The sequence below is a fragment of the Cryobacterium sp. N22 genome (assembly GCF_002929555.1).
Taxonomy (GTDB): domain Bacteria; phylum Actinomycetota; class Actinomycetes; order Actinomycetales; family Microbacteriaceae; genus Cryobacterium.
Genome location: NZ_PJJP01000037.1, coordinates 89,854 through 108,283 on the forward strand (window position 1 = coordinate 89,854; position 18,430 = coordinate 108,283).

The following is an 18,430-nucleotide window of genomic DNA, read 5'->3' on the forward strand; positions in this document are numbered from 1 at the left end:
CGAGCACCGTTGTGGCGACTAGGTCCGGCTCAGTGCTTCCTCATCCGCCGCAACATTCTTCTGCACGGCGAACTGGGTCCGGTGCAATTCCTCGTACCGCCCACCCATCGCCAGCAGATCCTCGTGCGTACCGCGCTCCACGATCGAGCCGTCCTCAACCACGAGGATGAGGTCCGCGCTGCGGATGGTGGAGAGGCGGTGTGCGATCACCATCGCCGTCCGTCCCTCGAGCGCCTCGCTGAGCGCCGCCTGCACGGCGGCCTCAGACGTCGAGTCCAGCGCCGCCGTCGCCTCGTCGAGGATGACGACGCGCGGCTGGGCGAGCAGGAGCCTCGCGATGGTCATCCGCTGGCGCTCACCCCCGGACAGTCGGTAGCCACGCTCTCCCACCATGGTGTCCAGCTGGTCCGGCAGCGACCGGATGAGTGGCTCGAGCCGCGCACGGCGGACGGCGTCCCACACCTCGTCGTCGGACGCCTCCGGCCTCGCGAGGCGGAGATTGGAGAGGATGGTCTCGTGGAACAGGTGGCCGTCCTGCGTCACCATGCCCAGGGTGTGCCGCATGGAGGCGAAAGTAACATCGCGGACATCCGTCCCCGCGAGGCGCACGGCGCCGCTGTCGACGTCATACAGGCGCGAGAGGAGCTGCGCAATCGTGGACTTGCCGGCACCGGACGTACCAACGAGGGCAACGGTCTGCCCCGGCTCGATCCTGAAGGACACGCCGTGCAGCACCTCCTCGCCGCCGCGGGTGTCCAGCGTTGCAACCTCCTCGAGAGAGGCGAGGGACACTTTGTCCGCGGACGGGTAGGCGAATCGGACGTTGTCGAACTCGACGGACACCGGGCCTTCGGGGACGGCGATGGCGTCGGGCTTCTCCTTGATGAGCGGGTCGAGGTCCAGCACCTCGAAGACGCGCTCGAAACTGACCACCGCGCTCATGATCTCCACCCGTGCGTTTGCGAGGCCGGTGAGCGGCGCGTAGAGGCGGGTGAGGAGGAGCGCCAGGGTGACCACGTCACCGGTATTCAGCTGGCCGGCGAGTGCGAGGGAGCCGCCGAGCCCGTACACGAGCGCGAGGGCGAGAGCGGAGACGAGCATCAGTGCGGTGAAGAAGACGAACTGCAGCATCGCGGTGCGGACCCCGATGTCGCGGACACGGGCGGCGCGGACGCGGAACTCCTCAGCCTCCTCGTCGGGTCGGCCGAACAGCTTGACGAGGGTGGCGCCGGGCGCCGAGAAGCGCTCGGTCATCTGCGTGCTCATGGCGGAATTGTGATCGGCGGCCTCGCGGCGCAGCGCGGCAAGGCGGCCGCCCATGCGGCGCGCGGGTACCAGGAAGATGGGGAGCATGATCACGGCGAGCACCGTCACGAGCCAGGACGTGCTGAGCATGACGAACAGGGTGAGGATCAGCGCCACGAGGTTCGTGACCACGCCGGACAGCGTGCCGCTGAAGGCCTGCTGAGCGCCGATCACATCGTTGTTGAGGCGGCTCACGAGGGCGCCCGTTCGTGTGCGGGTGAAGAACGCGATCGGCATCTTCTGCACGTGGTTGAAGACGGCGGTGCGGAGGTCCAGGATCACGCCTTCGCCGATCCGCGCCGAGTACCAGCGCGTCACGAGTGACACGCCGGCGTCGGCCAACGCCACGAGGGCGATGACGACGGCGATCCAAACGATCGTGGTGACCTCGCCCTGGGCGACGATGACGTCGACCACCTGGCCGGCGAGTACCGGCGTCGCGACCGCGAGGAAAGCTCCCACGATGGAGAGGGTGATGAAGATCAGCAGCTTGGACCGGTAGGGCACCGCGAACGTCATGATCCGCCGAACGGACTCACGCGAGATGCCGTGCTTCCCCTCCCTGGCGCTCGAGATCTTGTACAGCGAGCTCCAGGCCGCGCCTTCCATGCTCATTGAGGTTCCTTCCGTGGGCAACAGTCCAGTTTAGATGACGACGTGCCGGCGGCGAGCCTGTGCTGCCACGTGCGCTTCATCCAGGTGTTGGAGGAGGCCTCAGGGTCACGCAGACGGTCGCCTGACCCCCGAATGCCCGAAATGCCCGGTGAACTGCGGGACTGGCAGTACGTTCGTTGTTGGGGGGACACCGATTGCCCTCGATTCGTTCGAAGAAAGGGTTCGTTATGACAGATTTCCCGCCACCCGTGCCGCGAGACGACTACGTCGCTCCTGCATCTGCATCTGCAGCCACACCGGCGACTGCGCCGGCGGCGTACGGCGTCCAGGGGACACGTCCAGCGTTTAACAAGATGGCCATCTGGGGGTTCGTCATCGCCTGCGTCGCGCTGTTTGTCTTCGGATTCCTCGGAGCGCTGGCTGCGGCGTTCTCTGGCCAAGCTCTGAAGGCCATACGTCGCACCGGTGAGCGTGGCAAGGGCCTGGCGATCGCGGGCATGTGCCTTGGCATCTTCGACTTCATTTTCTTCTTGGTCGGCCGCTTCTTCCTCTGATACGGGGGCGCACGGATGTGCGCAGAGCCGGTGACCCCGGATGAGGGGTTACCGGCTTTATGGGTGTGGCTTCAGGACGTACGCGAATGCTTCACCAGGGGCGGGGCGGGGCGGGGCCTTGACGCCTTTTCTCCCCCCTCGTGGCCGGCGACCTCTCGCTGGCCAACCGCATTGTCATGGCCCCTCTGACCCGCTCTCGCGCGGGTGCTGACGGTGTTCCCACCGAGGTCATGGTCGACCACTATGCGCAGCGTTCGAGCGTCGGTCTCATCATCAGCGCGGGCACCTTCCCGAGCCTCGCCGGGAAGGCTTTCGACGGCCAGCCCGGCCTCGTCACCGACGCACAGCTCGCGGGCTGGCGGAAGGTCACCGACGCGGTGCACGCCGGGGGAGGGCTGATCGTCGCCCAGGTCATGCACGGTGGGCGAGCCGGCCATCCGGACATCTCGGGTTTCCCAGTCGAAGCCCCGAGCGCAATCGCGGCTGACGGCGAAACTCGCGCTGCAGGCAGAAAGGTGGCCTACCCCGTTCCGCATGCGCTCGAGACCGATGAGCTGCCCGGAATCGTCGAAGACTTCGTGCGGGGCTCGCAGAACGCTGTCGATGCCGGATTCGACGGTGTCGAACTGCACGCCGCCAACGGTTACCTGCTGCACGAGTTGCCGCCGCGGTCCGCGACGGTGGAGCGATCGCAACCTTTAAGGGGTTCGCCGGCGACACCGACCGGGGTGTGAGCTGGTTCCCCGTCTTCGTCTATGACCGCATCCGGGACACCGCATCTCTGACGCGACTGCGCGACCAGGCTGAGTTCGGTGTCCTCGCGCTCCGCGTCGCGGGTACCTACCCGCTTGAACAGGTCGCCGAAGCGCATCGGCTCGTCGAGGTGGGCGGGCTGCGCGGCCGGCCCGTGCTGGTGTTCTAAGTCAAGGTCCGAGGGGCCGGCCTCGTTGCCACCGTCGAGGGGCACGCGCGCGGCATCACGCCGCTTGGGCCGGCCCCGCTCGCCATCGCGTCGCTCATCATTACGCCGCGTCCCGCAGGCACCGTGGGGCGCACGCGAGATCGCGGGCGTGACACGAAGATCCTCGAAACAGCCCTCGATCTGATCAGCGAGCAAGACACGAAAGCGATCAGCATGGAAGCGGTTGCCGCTCGTGCCGGTGTCGGCAAATCTACGGTGTATTGCCGCTGGGGAAGCCTTCCCGACCTTCTTGCCGACGCGGGGCGACCAGTCCAGCAAGTCCGAGCAGCAGTGCCGCTAGTCCTGTGTCACTTGATTCGCCGTCTTCCTCTCGTGAGAACCGTGTTCCTCTCGTGGGAAGCGAAAGCCTCCTGGGTCGGAATGCTTTTGGTTTCGATGTCCTCCAACGTGCGGCCACGAGTCTCGGGGACACGAGTCCGGACGAAAACGACACCAAGAATGCAGATGGCACCGAAGATCGCGAAAACCGCGTCCTGGCTCATCAATGCGGTCATGATCGGGAACAGTAGGCCGACAGCGAAAGATCCGATCCAGTTAAAGGACGATGCGATACCAGAGGCCCTGCCGCGAATCGCCATCGGGAAGATCTCTCCAACGAGCACCCAAGTGAGTGGGGCCCACGTGAACGAATACGCTGCCACGTAGATGCTCAAGAACACCACGATCATCATCGGGTTCGCGTCCTCGATCACGGTATTGAGTATCGCGGGCAGAAGGAAGGACACACCCATGATCGTGCCACCCACGGTCAGCAACAGGCGTCGGTTGAACTTGTCCGCGATCACCAGGAACAGCAATGAGCCGAGCACCAGGATCACGCCCTGGATGATCGGCCACATCAGTGCCGAACTTGCTGCATTGCCGGTGGCCTTTTCCACGATCAAAGGGATGTAATAGAAGATCGCGTTGGCACCTTGGAGCTGCTGGAACGCGGCGACACCGACACCTGCGATGACGAGGTACCGGTACTTGCCGTCGAATAACGTTGCAAGTGAGGTATTGCCAGCCGCCCGCTTCTCGATTTGCGCCGTTTCCTTGATCGATCTGAGCTCGGCATCGATCTCGTCCGGGCGGCGAATGTAGTGAAGAACCTTGAGGGCCTCGTTTTCCTTGCCGACCTTAACCAGAAAGCGGGGCGATTCAGGCAACCGCAACACGCCCAAATACAGAATCACAGCCGGCACAGCGGCCGTCGCGAGCATCACTCGCCACGCCCACGCTTCCGGCAGATCCTTCAGCAAGAAATCCAAGATGTACGAGATCAGCATGCCGGAGACGATCATTGTCTGATTCAGGCCGGACAAGCGTCCACGCAGCCGCGCGGGTGCAAGTTCGGACATGTACGCGGGAACCGATGCGGAGGCCGCGCCGACGGCCAGGCCCAAGAAAATCCGGGCGATGACCAGATAGATGACACCATCCTGCGGTGCTAGGCCGCAGAGAATTGATCCGAGTACAAAGACGACCGCTGCGGCGAGAATCATCTTGCGCCGTCCGAATCGATCGGAAAGCTGTCCGGCCAGAGCGCCACCAAAGATGGCGCCGAACATTACGCCAGAGGTTACCCAACCGATGATGGCGGCATCGTCAAGGCCCCAGTCGCTTTGCAGGAACGGCAGAGCTCCAGTCATGACTCCGATGTCGTAGCCGAAAAGGATACCTCCGAATGATCCGAAGAAGTAAATGAATTTGCTGTCGATCTTTTTTTCTTTTTGCATTTTTCACTCCGAGTGAGGGACCAGATTTAGCCCCTGTTGATCACTAGGAAGGATGGCTGGCCGGGACTGTCGTCTCGGGCCTATGCCGTCGTGCCATGAGCGCGTCCTCGGCGATGACATGGAGCGCGGCACACTCTGATGTGCTGAGTTATTCTCTATCGCAGCTGTCCACTCTGACGCATACCCTTCCCGGCTATGGGACTTGGATGCAACACAGGTGGGCTCTCAGACCCAAAGTGAGCGCTAACATCAAGCTGTTTTTAGCGTAGCTCACGAAAATTTCGAGATGTAGGGCAAAGGTCCCACGGCATACCGGACTGGGACCGGCCACGCGCGCCAAGTGCAGAGCAGCGGTACCACCGCCAAAGCCGCCGAGCGTGCGCCCTTCAAATGTGGTTAACCCCGGTCGGGCCTGCACTGGCGTTCCAGCCCGACCGGGGTCCACGAGCCCGACAGCCTGCCCGATCGGTGGCGTCGACGGTCTAGTCCCGGTAGCGGGCAGCGAGGTCTGAGCCGAGGTTGCCGCCCATGATGAGACGTTCCGTCTCTGCGAGCTGGTCGAGAAGTGCGACCGCTTCCAACCCCGGGAAGCACATGACTTCACCGCGGGAAAAGCTCGCCCACGCGGCGCGAGCGACATTCTGCGGGGTCATCGCATTCGGGACCTGGGAGGCGCCGCCGTTCCACTCGGATGAAACCAGCCCCGGGCAGACCACGGTTGCACCGACTCCGGTGTCCGCCAGCTCCGTAGCCAGCACTCGGGTGAATGCGATCGTCCCGGCCTTAGCGCCGACGTACAAAGCCCGCTTCGGCAGCGCTCGGCCAGCGACAGCAGGAGTCGCCGAGACGCCTGCGCTGAAGGCCAGGTTCGACGCAACCGTGATGACACCGCCGCGACCACGGTCCAACATCGCAGGCAGAACGGCACGGGTAAGTACGGGTGTGGCGTCGGCGTTCAGGGTCCAGGCCTGCTCGAGTTCGGCCTGATCGATTTCGGCGAATGGGCCGTAGGCGCTGACGCCGGCATTCGAGACCAGGAGGTCGATGTCTCCGGCGCCGGCCCGGTCAACTGCACGCTGAAGCCCGGTGCGTTCCGAGAGATCGGCCGCCAGGGTTTCGGATTTCGCTCCGAACGCTTCCATTTCGATAGCCAGAGTCGCGAGACGGTCCTTCCGCCGGGCGACGAGAACGAGGTCATAGCCTTCTTTCGCCAATACGGCGGCAAGGGCGGCGCCGATGCCGGAGCTTGCTCCAGTGATGAGGGCGATGGGTCGGTTCATAAAGGCGTCTCCAAACGATTGATGCATATCAAGTGCTTGATAAGCATAAAGCATGTAAACTCACCATGTGAAAGAGCCTTTACTGCCCACTGCCCAGAGCGATCCCCGCGACCGCGTCATCTGGGCCTTGCGTCGCGCCGAACTAGCCGTTCAGAACCTGAAGGACGCCCAACTCCGACCGGTCGGGATGGCCGCCTCGCATTACGCCCTCCTCATGTCGGTCGATTCTGAGCCGGGCTTGGCTGGTGCAACGCTGGCGCGCCGGCTGAACGTGACGCCCCAGGCGGTCGCCTCCCTGGTCGCTCGACTTGTCGAGCGCGGACTCATCGAGCGCCGGCACCACCCGCGACACCCGCACGTGCAGGAACTGCACCTGACCAGCGCCGGCCGCGACGCCCTCCAGCACGCTGACACAGTCATGGAACGCATCGAACAACAAGTCGTCGGTCTGCTCGGAACTCAACAGAGCGAAAAATTCCGGTTGATGCTTGAGACGCTGGCTTCTTCCCTGCCCTCTGTCCGAGACGGCGAAACGGAACCCGCATGACAAGCATCGGAACGCTGTACTCCGCCTTCGCCACCGACAGGAAGAATGCCGAGAACGTGCATCTCGGCCGGGTATTCCGTGTCGAAGGAGTCGTCGTCCACGCCGGCGAGAGCAGCTGAAGGACGTCAGTCCCAGGGCCTGGTTCGCGGCCGGGTTCGGGCCATGAACCTTGCCGGGCCACGCACGCTCCGCTCCACAGCGTACGAACGCTAACGGCGGTCCCGTTAGCGGAGGTCCGGCTGGACGTCATCAGGAACACTCTGCTGTCGGCGTAGACGAGCCGTGCAAGATCCACGCGGGTGTGTCGAACGTCGGTTTTGAGAATCACCCACAAGGCATGATTCGGATGTGCGACTCTGTCCTGTTCACTGTGCGTCTCGAGGGCTGCGGTCGGCCGCGCCCATAAAGACGGAGGTGGCGTGATGGCGACTCAACCTAACGTGGTGTTCATTCTCTGCGACAACGTTGGCTGGGGTGATTTTGGCGTGTACGGAGGGGCCACGGCGACGCCGCGCATCGACAGGCTTGCCGGTGAGGGCATCCGGTTCAACAATTACACGGTCGAGGCGCAGTGCACTCCGACGAGGTCCGCGCTCATGACGGGCCGACAGTCCGTGAGATCGGGAACGTTCAGAGTGCCGTTCGCAGGCGAAGGCAAGGCGGGGTTGGCACCATGGGAGTACACGATCGCTGATCTGCTGTCGGATGCCGGCTACGCGACGTCGCTGTACGGCAAATGGCACTGCGGCGACACTGAAGGTCGATTGCCGACCGACCAGGGTTTCGATGAATGGTGGGGCTACCGCAACAGTGTCGATGAAGCTGGCTGGACGTCGTACGCGACCTTCGACGCCATCGCCGCGGCCAAAGGGATTCAGCCGCCGCAACTCTGGGAAGGCAAAAAGGGCGGCGCTCAGACGGCGGTGCGCGAGCTGAACCTGGAGGTCCGCCCGTTCCTGGACGAGTTGATCGTCGAGAAGGCGGTTGAATTCATCACCCGACAGGCGGCCGCAGATACGCCGTTTTACACCTACGTCGGGCTGTCTCACGTGCACCCGCCGGAGGCGGTGCATCCGGATTTCGACCAGACATCCCCGGAGCGACTGGGACAGTATGCAGACCTCCTCGCCGAGATGGACTTCCGTGTCGGCCAGATCGTCGACTGCATCGACCAGGCGGGAATCACGGAGAATACGCTGATTGTGTTCTCCAGCGACAACGCCGCCGGTGATATCCCGGCGGTCCAGGGCGGATCGAACGGACCCTTCCGTGGGTCATTCATGACACCGCCCTGGGAAGGGTCAATGCGGGTCCCGGCGATTGTCCGCTGGCCGGGGAAGGTACCGACCGGTGTCGTTACCGAGGAGATGCTCTCGGCCCACGACTGGTACACAACTTTGGCAGCGCTGGCGGGAGCATCGGACAGCGTGCCGGCCGATCGGCCGATCGACGGTATCGACGCCTCGGACTTCCTGCTCGGAGAGAGAGCGACCACCGGTCGGGAGAGTTACCTGTTCTTCGGTCCGGATGGGTCGTTGATGTCTGTCAAGTGGCGCAATATGAAGGCGGTCTTGCGCTATTGCGAGGGAATTGATCAGCCGATCGTGACGCCACAGTGGCCGATGCTGTTCGACCTCGCCAGTGACCCGGGGGAGTTGTACAACATCATGGCCACGAAGTTGGACATGGGCTGGATGATGGGTGTCGCCCTCAAGTTCGTGGGCGACTACCACCAGAGCATCGCCGAGTACCCGAACATCCAAACGGGCGATGAATTCACCGGATACGGTGAGCACGCTCAGCGAGACCCAGGGAATGCCTGATGCTCATCTCGCTTTTAACGACTCGGCGTTGACATCATCGTCCTGGTGACGTTGCCGACTTTGGGCAATCTGCGGCTGAGTCCGTTGCTGGATGCCCAGGGCTCGCTGGCATGGGCATTGTCGTACGACTCATCCGAGGAACGAACGGGTGTCGGTCTGATAGAAATTGTCGCCCATTATTCGGTGGGCTGTCGAACAGCAACAGGGAAGGGCCTGGGCACGTTACGTGCGCAGGCCCTCCGTTGGGATCGGAGTACCGCTACCGCGTGGTGACAGGAGTCTCGGCAGCAGATCCGGCCTCGGCAGGAAGAGCGTCCTTCTTCGCCGCGCGATTACGGAAGATGAAGCTGGCGACGTACATCATCACGAGGGACACGACGATGCCGGCGATCACGGCGATCTGTCCGCCACCGACACTTAGCCAGCCCAGGAAGAGGCCGACAATGCCGTAGTCCGAGTCGGAGAAGGTCGAGTTGGAGAACCCGATCTCGCCCAACACCGGCAGCAGTAGCAGTGGCAGGAATGTGATCGCGATGCCGTTCGCGAACGCGCCGACCACGGCGCCACGGCGCCCGCCCGCGGCGTTGCCGATGACACCGGACGCGGCACCGGTCATGAAGTGCGCCACGACACCGGGAACGATGATCGCTGTGCCCATGAAGACCATGGCTACCATGCCTACGATGCCGCCGACGAAGCTGGAGAGGAATCCGATCAGCACGGCGTTCGGCGCGAAGGTGAACACGATCGGCACGTCGAGGGCCGGCTTGGCGCCCTTGACCAGGCGCTCGGAAATGCCCTTGAACGCGGGGACGATCTCGGCGAGCACAACGCGCACACCGGCGAGGATGATGAACACGCCAGCCGAGAAGGTCGCCGCCTGCATCAGCGCATACAGGATGTAGTTCTGACCCTGACTGAGTTCGGCTTCGATGTAGGTAGGACCGGCGAACAGCGTGACGATGACGTAGATGACGGCCATCGACAGGGCCACGATCACGGTGGTGTCGCGTAGGAAGCCGAGCCCCTTGGGGAAGACGAGGTCTTCGGTGGACTTCGGGTTCTTGCCGCGCACGAGGGTGGCGACGAGACCGCTCAGTGCGATGCCGGCACCGCCGGTGTGGCCGAGCGCTACATCGTCCGTTCCGGTGACCTTGCGCATGAACGGCTGCACAATCGCGGGGGAGAGGGTCATGACGAGGCCCTGAGCGATCGAGCCCCACAGGATGACGGCCCAGGTGTCGAAGCCGGCGACGCCCATGATGACCGCGATCATCGCGGCCATGTAGAAGGCCACGTGACCGGAGAGGTAGATGTACTTGAACCGTGTGGTCGCTGCCAGGAAGATGTTGACGACCATGCCGAAGAAGAAGATCAGTGCGGCAGCGGAGCCGTATTCCAGGAGCACCTGGCCGACGATGGCCTCGTTGTTGGGAACAACGCCCTGCACGTTGAACGCCTGCTCGAACATCTGGCCGAACGGATTGAGCGCGCCAACCACCACGCCGGCGCCGGCGGCGAGCACCAGGAAGCCGACGAGGGTGCGCACTGTGCCCTTGAGCACGTCGCTGAAGCTCTTCTTCTGAACGGAGAGGCCGATCAAGGAGATGAGCGCGACGATGATTGCCGGTTGGCGGAAGACATCGAGCAGAACATCGAGGAATCCGGTCATGCGCCCACACCCACTTCCGGCACGGTCACGCCCTTGCGCTCAAGGGTCGCGCGCACCTTGGTGCGAAGTTCGTTGATATCGATGATGCTGTTGAGCACCACGAGATCGCCAAGGTTCTCGGCGGCTTCGGCGATGTCGCGGCCGACGAAGACGGCATCCGCGTCGCCCCGGGCAACGGAGCCCAGGTCAGCGTGGTCGACATCGATCCCGCTCACCCCCAGCTCTTTGAGCACCTTGTCGATGTTCATGTGCACCATGAAGCTGCTTCCTAGTCCGGTGCTGCACACTGCGAGGAATTTCATTCCTGGGTTCCGTTCTCTTCAATGACCGTCGAGGTTTCGGCGGGTGTGGTGGCGGCGAGCAGGCGGGTGCGGAGCTCGTCATCTGAGAGGAGCTTGGCGAGCTCCATCATGGTCTTGAGGTGGCTCTGCTGGTCGGTCGCGGCCAGGCAGAAGAAGAGGTCGATCGGGTGCGCCGGATCGTCGTTGAGGAGGACGGCGGGAGTGACCCGGAGGCTGGAGAGACCGGTTTGGAGCACGCCATGTTCGGGCCGGGAATGAGCCAGGGCGATTCCGAAACCGAGGTCGATGTACACGCCGCCGGCCGCGATCGATGCGGTCACCGCATCGACGTAGGCGGGAGTGATCGACCCGGAAGATAGCAGCGGCGCGGTGACCTGAGTGATGGCGTCGCGCCAGCCGTCGACGTTCTCGGCGAATTTGATGGTGTCAGAGGTGAGGTAGTCATTGAGCACGGGGTTCCAATGGTTGACTGTGGGTTCGAAAAATAGCGGCCTGGACTGCCGAATTTGATGGGGCGGTGGACTGACGACCTGGGTCAGGCGTGTAGGCCGAATGCGATCTCACTGTTTTGAGGGGTGAAGTGAGACGTGCCATACGCGATCGCACGATCATCCGCGTCGTACACCGTGGAGGCGAGCTTCAGCAGCTTTTCGCCGATGGGCACACCGAGCGGCTCGGCGACGGCCTCCGAGGCGGTGTCGAGTGAGACCAGCACATCGTTGCGCGCCAGGGAAATGCCATGTTGTCGGGCGAGGTATTTGTAGAGCGACCCATTGGTGAAATCCACCTCGGCGGTGTCGGGGAAGAGTGCGAACGGCAAGTAGGTGGACGTGACGTGGTGCAGTGTGCCGTTGACAAAACGCAGCCGGACAAGGCGCACGACTTTGTCGGCCGCACTGATTCCCAACTGGCTAGCGGCGGGTTCTCCGGCAAGCGCGACGCTCTGGGACAGGACCCGGGTGGTGACAGTGAAGCCCTCGTTGGTCTGCTGGGTGAAGAAGCCGGTGACTTCATCGGCGAACCGCTCGCGATATCGCATGCGGTACTGCGGTTCGACAACAAAAGTGCCTCGGCCGTGTTCGCGCACGAGGTGGCCGTCGGCGATCAGCCCGTCGACCGCGTGCCTGAGGGTGATTCGGCTCACGCCGTATTCGTCACAGAGAACGGGCTCGGCCGGAAGTCTCGTTCCCGGCGCCAAGTCCTGAATGCGGGTGAGGAGATGCTCCCTCACGGCGACGTACTTGCTCAAACCACTGGTGGTGGTCATTCATGGCCTTCCGCGTCGTTGCTAGATCTTAGTGAGAGAGTCGTCAGGTCGTCATGATGACTTTTGACGATCGTAGGTTATCGCCGCGCGTTTTGCAAACGATGGATTGCGGCGACCCAATCGTCATAATTCATTATGACGACATGATCAATGATGTACATTGGCCATTCGAACCCGGCGTGACGGAACGCCACCAGAAGGAGTGACCACAGTGCTCAATGACAATGACCGTCAAGCAATCATCACCGCCAAGCTTTTGGCCATGGATTCGGTCGACCGGGCCGGCTCCGGGCACCCGGGCACGGCCGTCGCCCTGGCGCCGGTGGCCCACCTTCTGTTCCAGAAGCACCTCAGACACGACCCCCAGGCGCCGACCTGGGCTGGCCGCGACAGGTTCGTGCTGTCCTGCGGGCACGCCAGCATCCTGCTTTACACCCAGCTTTTCCTCACCGGCTATGGTGTGTCCCTCGAAGACCTCAAGGCCTTCCGTGCCCTCGACTCCCTCACCCCTGGACACCCCGAGTTCGGCCACACGCCCGGTGTCGAAACCACAACGGGACCCCTCGGACAGGGTCTGGCCACCGCGGTGGGCATGGCTATGGCGATGAAGCACGAGCGGGCGGTCTACGACGCGGACGCCGCACCAGGAGCTTCCATCTTCGACCGCACCGTGTGGGTGCTCTGCTCCGACGGCGACCTGCAGGAAGGCATCTCATACGAAGCCGGCGCTGTCGCAGGCCGGCACAAGCTCGACAACCTCGTGGTCATCTATGACGACAACGACATCCAGATCGAAGGCGACACCAGCCTCGCCGGTGCCGAAGACGTGGTGGCACGGTTCACCGCGCAGGGCTGGCGGGTGGAACAGGTCGGGCTCGCGGGCGACGGAGACGTCGACGTGGACAAGCTCGACGCCATTCTGGCCTCCGCTGTGCAGAGTGCGGACCGGCCGTCCTTGGTCGTGCTGAAATCCCAGATCGCCTGGCCCGCACCGAATGCCACGAACACTGCCGCCTCACACGGTTCACCATTCGGGGCCGCCGAGATCGCGGCGACTCGCGCGGTGCTCGGCGTCACAACCGAACCATTCGAGATCAACGACGATGTCCTCGACTTCACCCGCCTGGCGCAGTCGCGCGGCGACTCGCTGCGTCGCGACTGGGAATCCGCGCACAGCGCGTGGGCTCGGTCGAACCCGAACGCCGCGATGGACCTGGCCCGGGCGCAGGCCGGCGAGCTTCCCGACGGGTTCGCTGACGCGCTACCGGTCTTCGCCTCCGGCGACAACCTGGCCACACGGGACGCCTCCGGCAAGGTTATCCAGGCGGTCGCAGCCCTGCTTCCCGAGTTCTGGGGAGGTTCGGCCGACCTGGCCGAGCCGAACCGCACCGCCATCGCCAATGCGGGTTCCTTCCTTCCCGAAGAAACCGCAAGCTCCGGCCGCGCCGGACGCAACGTTCACTGGGGAGTGCGGGAACACACCATGGCCGCAGCCATGAACGGTATCTCCCTCGTTGACGGCTCACGATTCTTCGCGGGCACATTCCTCGTCTTCAGCGACTACCAGCGCCCCGCCATCCGGTTGGCCTCCTTGATGCAGCTGCCCGTCGTGTACGTGTGGTCCCACGACTCCGTGGCCCTCGGCAGCGACGGACCCACTCACCAGCCAATCGAACACCTAGCCAGCCTCCGCGCCATCCCGGGGTTCACAGTCGTGCGCCCCGCGGACGCAGCGGAAACCACAGCCGCCTGGCTGGGCATCCTCAACCAGAGCGGTCCGGTCGGCCTCGTGCTCGGCCGCCAGCCGCTGCGCGTAGCCAATACGCCCGTGGACGTCGTTAACGCCGGTGTTCCCCGGGGTGCCTATATCGTGCGCGACCCCGAACTGCCTGACGTGGTCGTCATCGCAACCGGTAGCGAAGTCACCCTGGCATTGTCGGCTGCCGATCTTCTGGTCGATAGTGAACTATCCGTGCGCGTTGTCTCCATGCCGTCGCGCGAGTGGTTCGCGCAGCAGAGTGCCGAATACCGCGAATTCGTTATCCCTGCTTCTCTCACGGCCCGGGTGATCGTTGAAGCAGGAACCAGCTTTGGTTGGGCAGACCTGGCCGGGGCAACAGGCGAGATCGTAGGGATCGACGAATTCGGCCTTTCGGCTCCTGCCGAAGACGCACAGCGCGCCCGCGGCATGACGGCCGAAAGAGTTGTTGCCGCAATTCACGCGACAGTCGCAGCCGCCCGCTGGTAGACGCGTCCGAGGGCGCCCGGCCGATGCGAATCGCGTGGCGCACCGTCGGCTCAAGCGGGTGACTAGTGGGCGGCGATTTCTTCGGCCAGTTCCATGCAACGAAGGCGAGCCGGGGAGAAGTCGTAGGGCATCTTTCCAAGGGCATCGACTGCGCTCATGGAGCTTTGGCCGGGCTCGTCCTCATTTTCATTGGCGATTTCGGGTGCAAAGCATCGACCCCGACGGTAGGAGGTTATGGCGATGCCGATCGGCTAGTGAGACAGCGTGTAACGCCGTTCGACACGGCCTGAGTCATTGCGGACCTTGACATCCTGGGTCCTGGTCCAGCCGGCTCGCTCGTACGTCTGCACCGCGCGATCGTTGTCCTCTATGACCCACAGTTCGAGGTCCTTACTCGACTGCTGTGCCTGACGTCGAATGAACTCGAGAAGAGACTTCCCGACACCCTGCCCCCACATCTCGGGGTCGACGGCGAGATACAGGACCTCTGTCGTGATTTCCCTCGGCACCACGACCGCGAAGCCCACTGACTTCGACGCTGTTTGCGCGAGGAAAAGCTGCGCGCCTTCGTACGCTAGAGCGGCCTCGATGCCCGGCAGCTTGTCTCCAGCGGGAGCGGCCTGGGGGAGTCCATCGCGGAGGGCCGTGGCGCGGGCCCACATGCTGGCGGCTGAAAGTCGTGCGTTCGTGCCGCCGTCGATCACCACCGCCGGGTCCGCGCCTTGATTCCGTCTCCACGGTCCAGCATTCGTCATCGCACCATCGTTGCACGTGCCCGCAGGGGAGAACGCTGGCCTGTCCGTTGATCAAGAACCTCCATCGAAACCGGGGTCTACTGTTGCCGTATGTTCACGAACGATGCGCTGCCCGACCATCCCGCTCCGGATAACCCGTCAGGGAAGCTGATTCTCTTGCGCCATGGGGAGACGCAGTGGTCGAAGGAGGGCAAACACACTGGGCTTACGGATATTCCGCTCACGGCCCGTGGAGAGGAACTTGCCCGCGGCGCGGGCAGGTTGGTCGCGGACTACGATTTCTCGCTTGTGCTGACCTCACCGCTGCAGCGGGCGCGCCAGACTGCTGAGCTCGCCGGCCTTCATGCCGAGGTCGACCCGTTTCTCGTTGAATGGGACTACGGCGGGTACGAGGGGCGCACGACGCGCGATATCCGCCGCGAGCTCGGCTACAACTGGAGCGCATTCACCCACGGCGTGATTCGTGGTGAAACGCCTGGTGAGACGGTCGAGGAGGTCGCGGCCCGCGCATCGCGGGTGCTCACGCGGGTGCTGCCTGCGCTGGCGGAGGGAGATGTCGCTCTGATCGCGCACGGCCATTTTCTGCGCATCCTGACCGCCGTGTACCTGAAACTTGCCCCTCGATTCGGTGCTCAAATCACCCTGGATGCGGGATCAGTCTCCGTACTCAGTTTTTACCGTGAGCAGCCGGCCATCTTGTCTTGGAACTACGGAGCCGAACTGCCCTTGGTGCCCTCAGAGTCCTAAGACGCGACCCAAGCTAGGTCTGATTTCTCAGCGCACGCGCTGGGCGGAGAACTGCATGCGCGGATGAGCGTAGAAGTCTTGAGCCTGCACGAGCTGCAGTTCTCGCTCGCCGGATTGATACGTCAGTTCGATGAGGTCGAACACGCTGGACGCGGTGCGTTCCAGTGCCACAGCGGCGTCACCTGTCGCGCGGTAGTGCGCCGAGAAGAGCGCAGCGGTGACGTCGCCCGAGCCGTTCGCCTTGAAAGGCAGATGGGGAGTCTGCACGATCCACGCGCCCGCAGCATCCACTGCCAGCATCTGGATGGTGCCGGGCTCGCGGTCGGGGCGCTCCACACTCGTCACGAGCACCGTGGCCGGGCCCATGGATCGGGCGAGCTCGACCGAGTCGAGTGTCGAGTCCAGCGTCGTCGGCTCGGTTCCGGTGAGGAAACCCAACTCGAACTGGTTCGGAGTGATGATGTCGGCCACGGGGACCACTCGATCCCGAAGCAGGTCGGGAATCTCGGGCGCCACAAAGCACCCGGACTTCGCGTTGCCCATCACGGGGTCACACGCGTAGATGGCCGAGGGGTTCGCCGCCTTCACCCGCCGCACTGCATCCACGATGACGTCGCCGATCCCGGTGCCGCCCTGGTATCCCGACAGCACGACGTCGATCTGGGGGAGCACACCACGTTCCTCGATACCGAGGATCACATCGTGCACATCCTCGGGTGCGATGAGGGATCCGCGCCACGCGCCATACCCCGTGTGGTTAGAGAAATTCACTGTGTTGACCGGCAGCACTTCGACCCCGATGCGCTGGAGGGGGAACACCGCGGCCGAGTTGCCAACATGGCCATGAGCGACGGCCGACTGAATCGAGAGAATCTTCACGACGTCAATCTTCCTCCCTTCGAGGCACCCACTCCCGCACGGGCCGGGTGCGGAATACGATCTCGCCATGGAAAGCAGCGAGATCGGTAGGGGCGAAGGCCAACAGACGGGCACGGGCAGCGCGGCACAAGGCGACGCCGCCTGGACGCTCCCGGAAGCCATGACGGGCCGGGCAAGCCCCGCGAAAGCGGCGGTCGGCGATAAGCCGGTCTTCGCCTACATTGCCAGCCTGCCGCAGCCACAGCGGAGCATTGCAGAAGCAGTCGATGCCCTGGCGGCCAAGACTCTGCCTGACCTTCAACGGTCCGTGAAGTGGGGCATGGCGTACTACGGCGTCGGCGACGGGTGGTGCTTCAGCTGCGGAGGCTTCGCCGGGCATGTGAAGCTGATGTTCATCAATGGCGCGGCACTCGCGCCGGTACCGCCGGTGACGCCGGTGGGGATGGGCAAGTCGACCCGGGGTGTTGAGCTCGAGTCGGTGGACGACATCGACGAACTCCGGATCTCGGCGTGGATGAAACAGGTTGCGTCCGTGCCGGGTGTCGGGGGCAAGAAGCGTTGAATCTGAGCGTTTGCCGCTAAGTCACGAGGTCGTCGGGGATGAAGGCAGAGCGCGCTGCCCTAGCTCGCGCTTTGATAGCCGTGATGACGTCAGTCTTGGCGTCGGCGTAATCGTTCATGTCGTCCCACCGCTTGCTGAGCAGGTTCCTCTTGGTGTTCTCGTAGAGGGAGCGGTCTTCCGCATCGGAGCGGAGATGATCACGCAGGAGGAGGTAGTCGTCCACGGCAGGATCGTCGTGTTCGAACAGGTGCACATGCACGTCGCGCGCTGGCGTGCGCACGAGGCGATGTCTCGGTTCGCGGACTCGCAGTTCGTATCCGGCGTCCAATAGCGCATCCAGGTAGTCCTCTTCGGCGGTGATGTCGTCCACCGTGACCAGGATGTCGATGATCGGCTTTGCTGCCAGTCCGGGCACGGACGTGGAACCGATGTGCTGGATCCCGACGTTCCCTGCCGTGGGAGCGTCACTGATCCGCCGCCGGTGTTCCAGATAACTGCTGGCCCAGCGTTCGTCATAGCTGTGGAGCCCGAGTTCGAGCGCCTCGGCTCCACCGACCAGCTCGACGGTCGTGACATCGGGACGGCGCGGCTTGCGCATTTTGCTCATAGAGACATTCTCGCAATGCAGCCAAGAGGATGCTGCTATCGCTGGCGCACAGTGCCGCTTTCGAGAATCGAGGCCGCCAGTTCGACCTTCGATTGGCTTGGCTCCTCTGCCGTAAAACCGCATACGCTGGGGATGTCACCGATCGAAGGATTCGCCGTGTCTCTCCACTTCGAGCATCCCCCTCAGAACCACATCCCCAGAGCGGATGAGTCGTCGGTCCCCGAACTCGAGGTCGACCAGACCATCGCGCCGCGTCCGGAGGAAGAGATCGCGGACGTCCTGCGGGCGAAACCAGACGTCGAAGACCACAGTGCGCATCGAGCGAAAACATCCCCTGCGCCTGACACGAAGTAACCCGGATGAGATCGCATTCCCTCGATGACTTTCTGACCGTGCCAGCGCTCCGCCGGCCACCGCGAGGTAGTAGTTCAGCAGGTCGAGCTTCGTGAGCCCGGGCTCGGGGAAGACGAGCTTGCCGGGATGACTCACGCGCACCTCCCGTCCGTCGATGTCGAGGGTGGTCGCGTCGTCCTTGGCCGCGTTCATGATGACGATGCTACGCGCGGC

Annotated in this window: 18 protein-coding genes and 3 pseudogenes; 10 read left to right on the forward strand and 11 right to left on the reverse strand. The window is 63.6% G+C overall.

Translation table 11 applies throughout. From position 1 onward, the window contains the following. Positions 1-18: 18 nt before the first annotated feature. Positions 19-1,920 (reverse strand): ABC transporter ATP-binding protein, encoded by a 1,902-nt coding sequence (locus CXY76_RS13040; RefSeq protein WP_104165166.1) that lies wholly within the window; start codon positions 1,918-1,920, stop codon positions 19-21. A gap of 227 nt (positions 1,921-2,147) precedes the next feature. Between CXY76_RS13040 and CXY76_RS13045 the strand changes: the two genes are divergently transcribed. The 4 genes and pseudogenes from CXY76_RS13045 to CXY76_RS19840 all read left to right on the forward strand — a co-directional run. Next, a complete protein-coding gene (locus tag CXY76_RS13045; RefSeq protein WP_104165168.1) occupies positions 2,148-2,474 on the forward strand; it encodes a DUF4190 domain-containing protein in 327 nt (108 codons plus the stop codon). Between the two features lie 137 nt (positions 2,475-2,611). Further along, positions 2,612-3,208 (forward strand): annotated as a pseudogene (locus CXY76_RS13050) (alkene reductase); the annotation flags it as partial. Further along, entirely contained in the window at positions 3,205-3,396 is a 192-nt protein-coding gene (locus CXY76_RS19420) for a zinc-binding dehydrogenase (protein ID WP_158253902.1), read from the forward strand. The pseudogene CXY76_RS13050 and the gene CXY76_RS19420, both read left to right, overlap by 4 nt. Positions 3,397-3,519: 123 nt before the next feature. Continuing rightward, positions 3,520-3,675: pseudogene (locus CXY76_RS19840) on the forward strand (helix-turn-helix domain-containing protein); the annotation flags it as partial. A gap of 68 nt (positions 3,676-3,743) precedes the next feature. On the opposite strand, the gene CXY76_RS13065 reads toward CXY76_RS19840, so the two are convergent. Both CXY76_RS13065 and CXY76_RS13070 read right to left on the reverse strand, forming a co-directional pair. After that, positions 3,744-5,174, reverse strand: a complete 1,431-nt coding sequence (locus CXY76_RS13065) for a sugar porter family MFS transporter (RefSeq protein WP_104165174.1) — start codon at positions 5,172-5,174, stop codon at positions 3,744-3,746. Between the two features lie 482 nt (positions 5,175-5,656). Further along, on the reverse strand, positions 5,657-6,508 hold the full coding sequence (locus CXY76_RS13070) for an SDR family oxidoreductase (protein WP_199190299.1): 852 nt from the start codon (positions 6,506-6,508) through the stop codon (positions 5,657-5,659). 13 nt (positions 6,509-6,521) lie between these two features. On the opposite strand from CXY76_RS13070, the gene CXY76_RS13075 reads away from it, so the two are divergent. The 3 genes from CXY76_RS13075 (at position 6,522) to CXY76_RS13080 (ending at position 8,824) form a co-directional block, all read left to right on the forward strand. After that, complete coding sequence (locus CXY76_RS13075) at positions 6,522-7,001, forward strand: MarR family winged helix-turn-helix transcriptional regulator (protein WP_199190300.1); 480 nt, start codon at positions 6,522-6,524, stop codon at positions 6,999-7,001. Then, a complete protein-coding gene (locus CXY76_RS19755; RefSeq protein WP_255408475.1) occupies positions 6,998-7,120 on the forward strand; it encodes a hypothetical protein in 123 nt (40 codons plus the stop codon). Before CXY76_RS13075 ends, CXY76_RS19755 begins: the two co-directional genes overlap by 4 nt. 303 nt (positions 7,121-7,423) lie before the next feature. Beyond that, positions 7,424-8,824, forward strand: coding sequence for an arylsulfatase (locus tag CXY76_RS13080; protein ID WP_104165179.1), 1,401 nt, complete (start codon positions 7,424-7,426; stop codon positions 8,822-8,824). A gap of 259 nt (positions 8,825-9,083) precedes the next feature. On the opposite strand, the gene CXY76_RS13085 is transcribed toward CXY76_RS13080, so the two are convergent. The 4 genes from CXY76_RS13085 to CXY76_RS13100 form a co-directional block, all read right to left on the reverse strand. Continuing rightward, the gene (locus tag CXY76_RS13085; protein ID WP_104165181.1) at positions 9,084-10,496 is read right to left on the reverse strand and encodes a PTS ascorbate transporter subunit IIC; all 1,413 of its coding nucleotides are present in this window, start codon (positions 10,494-10,496) and stop codon (positions 9,084-9,086) included. Next, a complete protein-coding gene (locus CXY76_RS13090; RefSeq protein WP_104165184.1) occupies positions 10,493-10,798 on the reverse strand; it encodes a PTS sugar transporter subunit IIB in 306 nt (101 codons plus the stop codon). The genes CXY76_RS13085 and CXY76_RS13090 overlap by 4 nt, the downstream gene beginning before the upstream one ends. After that, positions 10,795-11,250 carry a PTS sugar transporter subunit IIA gene (locus CXY76_RS13095; protein ID WP_158253903.1) on the reverse strand — a complete coding sequence of 152 codons (456 nt, stop codon included), beginning with the start codon at positions 11,248-11,250 and terminating at the stop codon, positions 10,795-10,797. The genes CXY76_RS13090 and CXY76_RS13095 overlap by 4 nt, the downstream gene beginning before the upstream one ends. Positions 11,251-11,333: 83 nt before the next feature. Continuing rightward, complete coding sequence (locus tag CXY76_RS13100; protein WP_104165189.1) at positions 11,334-12,065, reverse strand: GntR family transcriptional regulator; 732 nt, start codon at positions 12,063-12,065, stop codon at positions 11,334-11,336. A 211-nt stretch (positions 12,066-12,276) separates the two neighbouring features. Here CXY76_RS13100 and tkt point away from each other — a divergent pair, with 211 nt between their 5' ends. Next, on the forward strand, positions 12,277-14,313 hold the full coding sequence (tkt, locus tag CXY76_RS13105; RefSeq protein ID WP_255408476.1) for a transketolase: 2,037 nt from the start codon (positions 12,277-12,279) through the stop codon (positions 14,311-14,313). A gap of 251 nt (positions 14,314-14,564) precedes the next feature. Here the strand turns inward: tkt and CXY76_RS13115 are convergent, their stop codons facing one another. Then, positions 14,565-15,068 carry a GNAT family N-acetyltransferase gene (locus CXY76_RS13115; RefSeq protein ID WP_104165191.1) on the reverse strand — a complete coding sequence of 168 codons (504 nt, stop codon included), beginning with the start codon at positions 15,066-15,068 and terminating at the stop codon, positions 14,565-14,567. A gap of 90 nt (positions 15,069-15,158) precedes the next feature. Here CXY76_RS13115 and CXY76_RS13120 point away from each other — a divergent pair, with 90 nt between their 5' ends. Further along, positions 15,159-15,815, forward strand: a complete 657-nt coding sequence (locus tag CXY76_RS13120; protein WP_104165193.1) for a histidine phosphatase family protein — start codon at positions 15,159-15,161, stop codon at positions 15,813-15,815. A gap of 27 nt (positions 15,816-15,842) precedes the next feature. Here CXY76_RS13120 and pdxY read toward each other — a convergent pair whose 3' ends face one another. Next, positions 15,843-16,694: a pyridoxal kinase PdxY gene (pdxY, locus tag CXY76_RS13125; RefSeq protein ID WP_104165196.1), complete on the reverse strand. Its 852-nt coding sequence runs from the start codon at positions 16,692-16,694 to the stop codon at positions 15,843-15,845. 67 nt (positions 16,695-16,761) lie between these two features. On the opposite strand from pdxY, the gene CXY76_RS13130 reads away from it, so the two are divergent. Then, positions 16,762-17,256: a DUF1801 domain-containing protein gene (locus tag CXY76_RS13130; protein ID WP_233199829.1), complete on the forward strand. Its 495-nt coding sequence runs from the start codon at positions 16,762-16,764 to the stop codon at positions 17,254-17,256. A gap of 16 nt (positions 17,257-17,272) precedes the next feature. On the opposite strand, the gene CXY76_RS13135 is transcribed toward CXY76_RS13130, so the two are convergent. Both CXY76_RS13135 and CXY76_RS13140 read right to left on the reverse strand, forming a co-directional pair. Further along, on the reverse strand, positions 17,273-17,863 hold the full coding sequence (locus tag CXY76_RS13135; RefSeq protein ID WP_199190301.1) for a GrpB family protein: 591 nt from the start codon (positions 17,861-17,863) through the stop codon (positions 17,273-17,275). 396 nt (positions 17,864-18,259) lie between these two features. Beyond that, positions 18,260-18,409: pseudogene (locus CXY76_RS13140) on the reverse strand (DNA polymerase domain-containing protein); the annotation flags it as partial. Between the last annotated feature and the right edge of the window lie 21 nt (positions 18,410-18,430).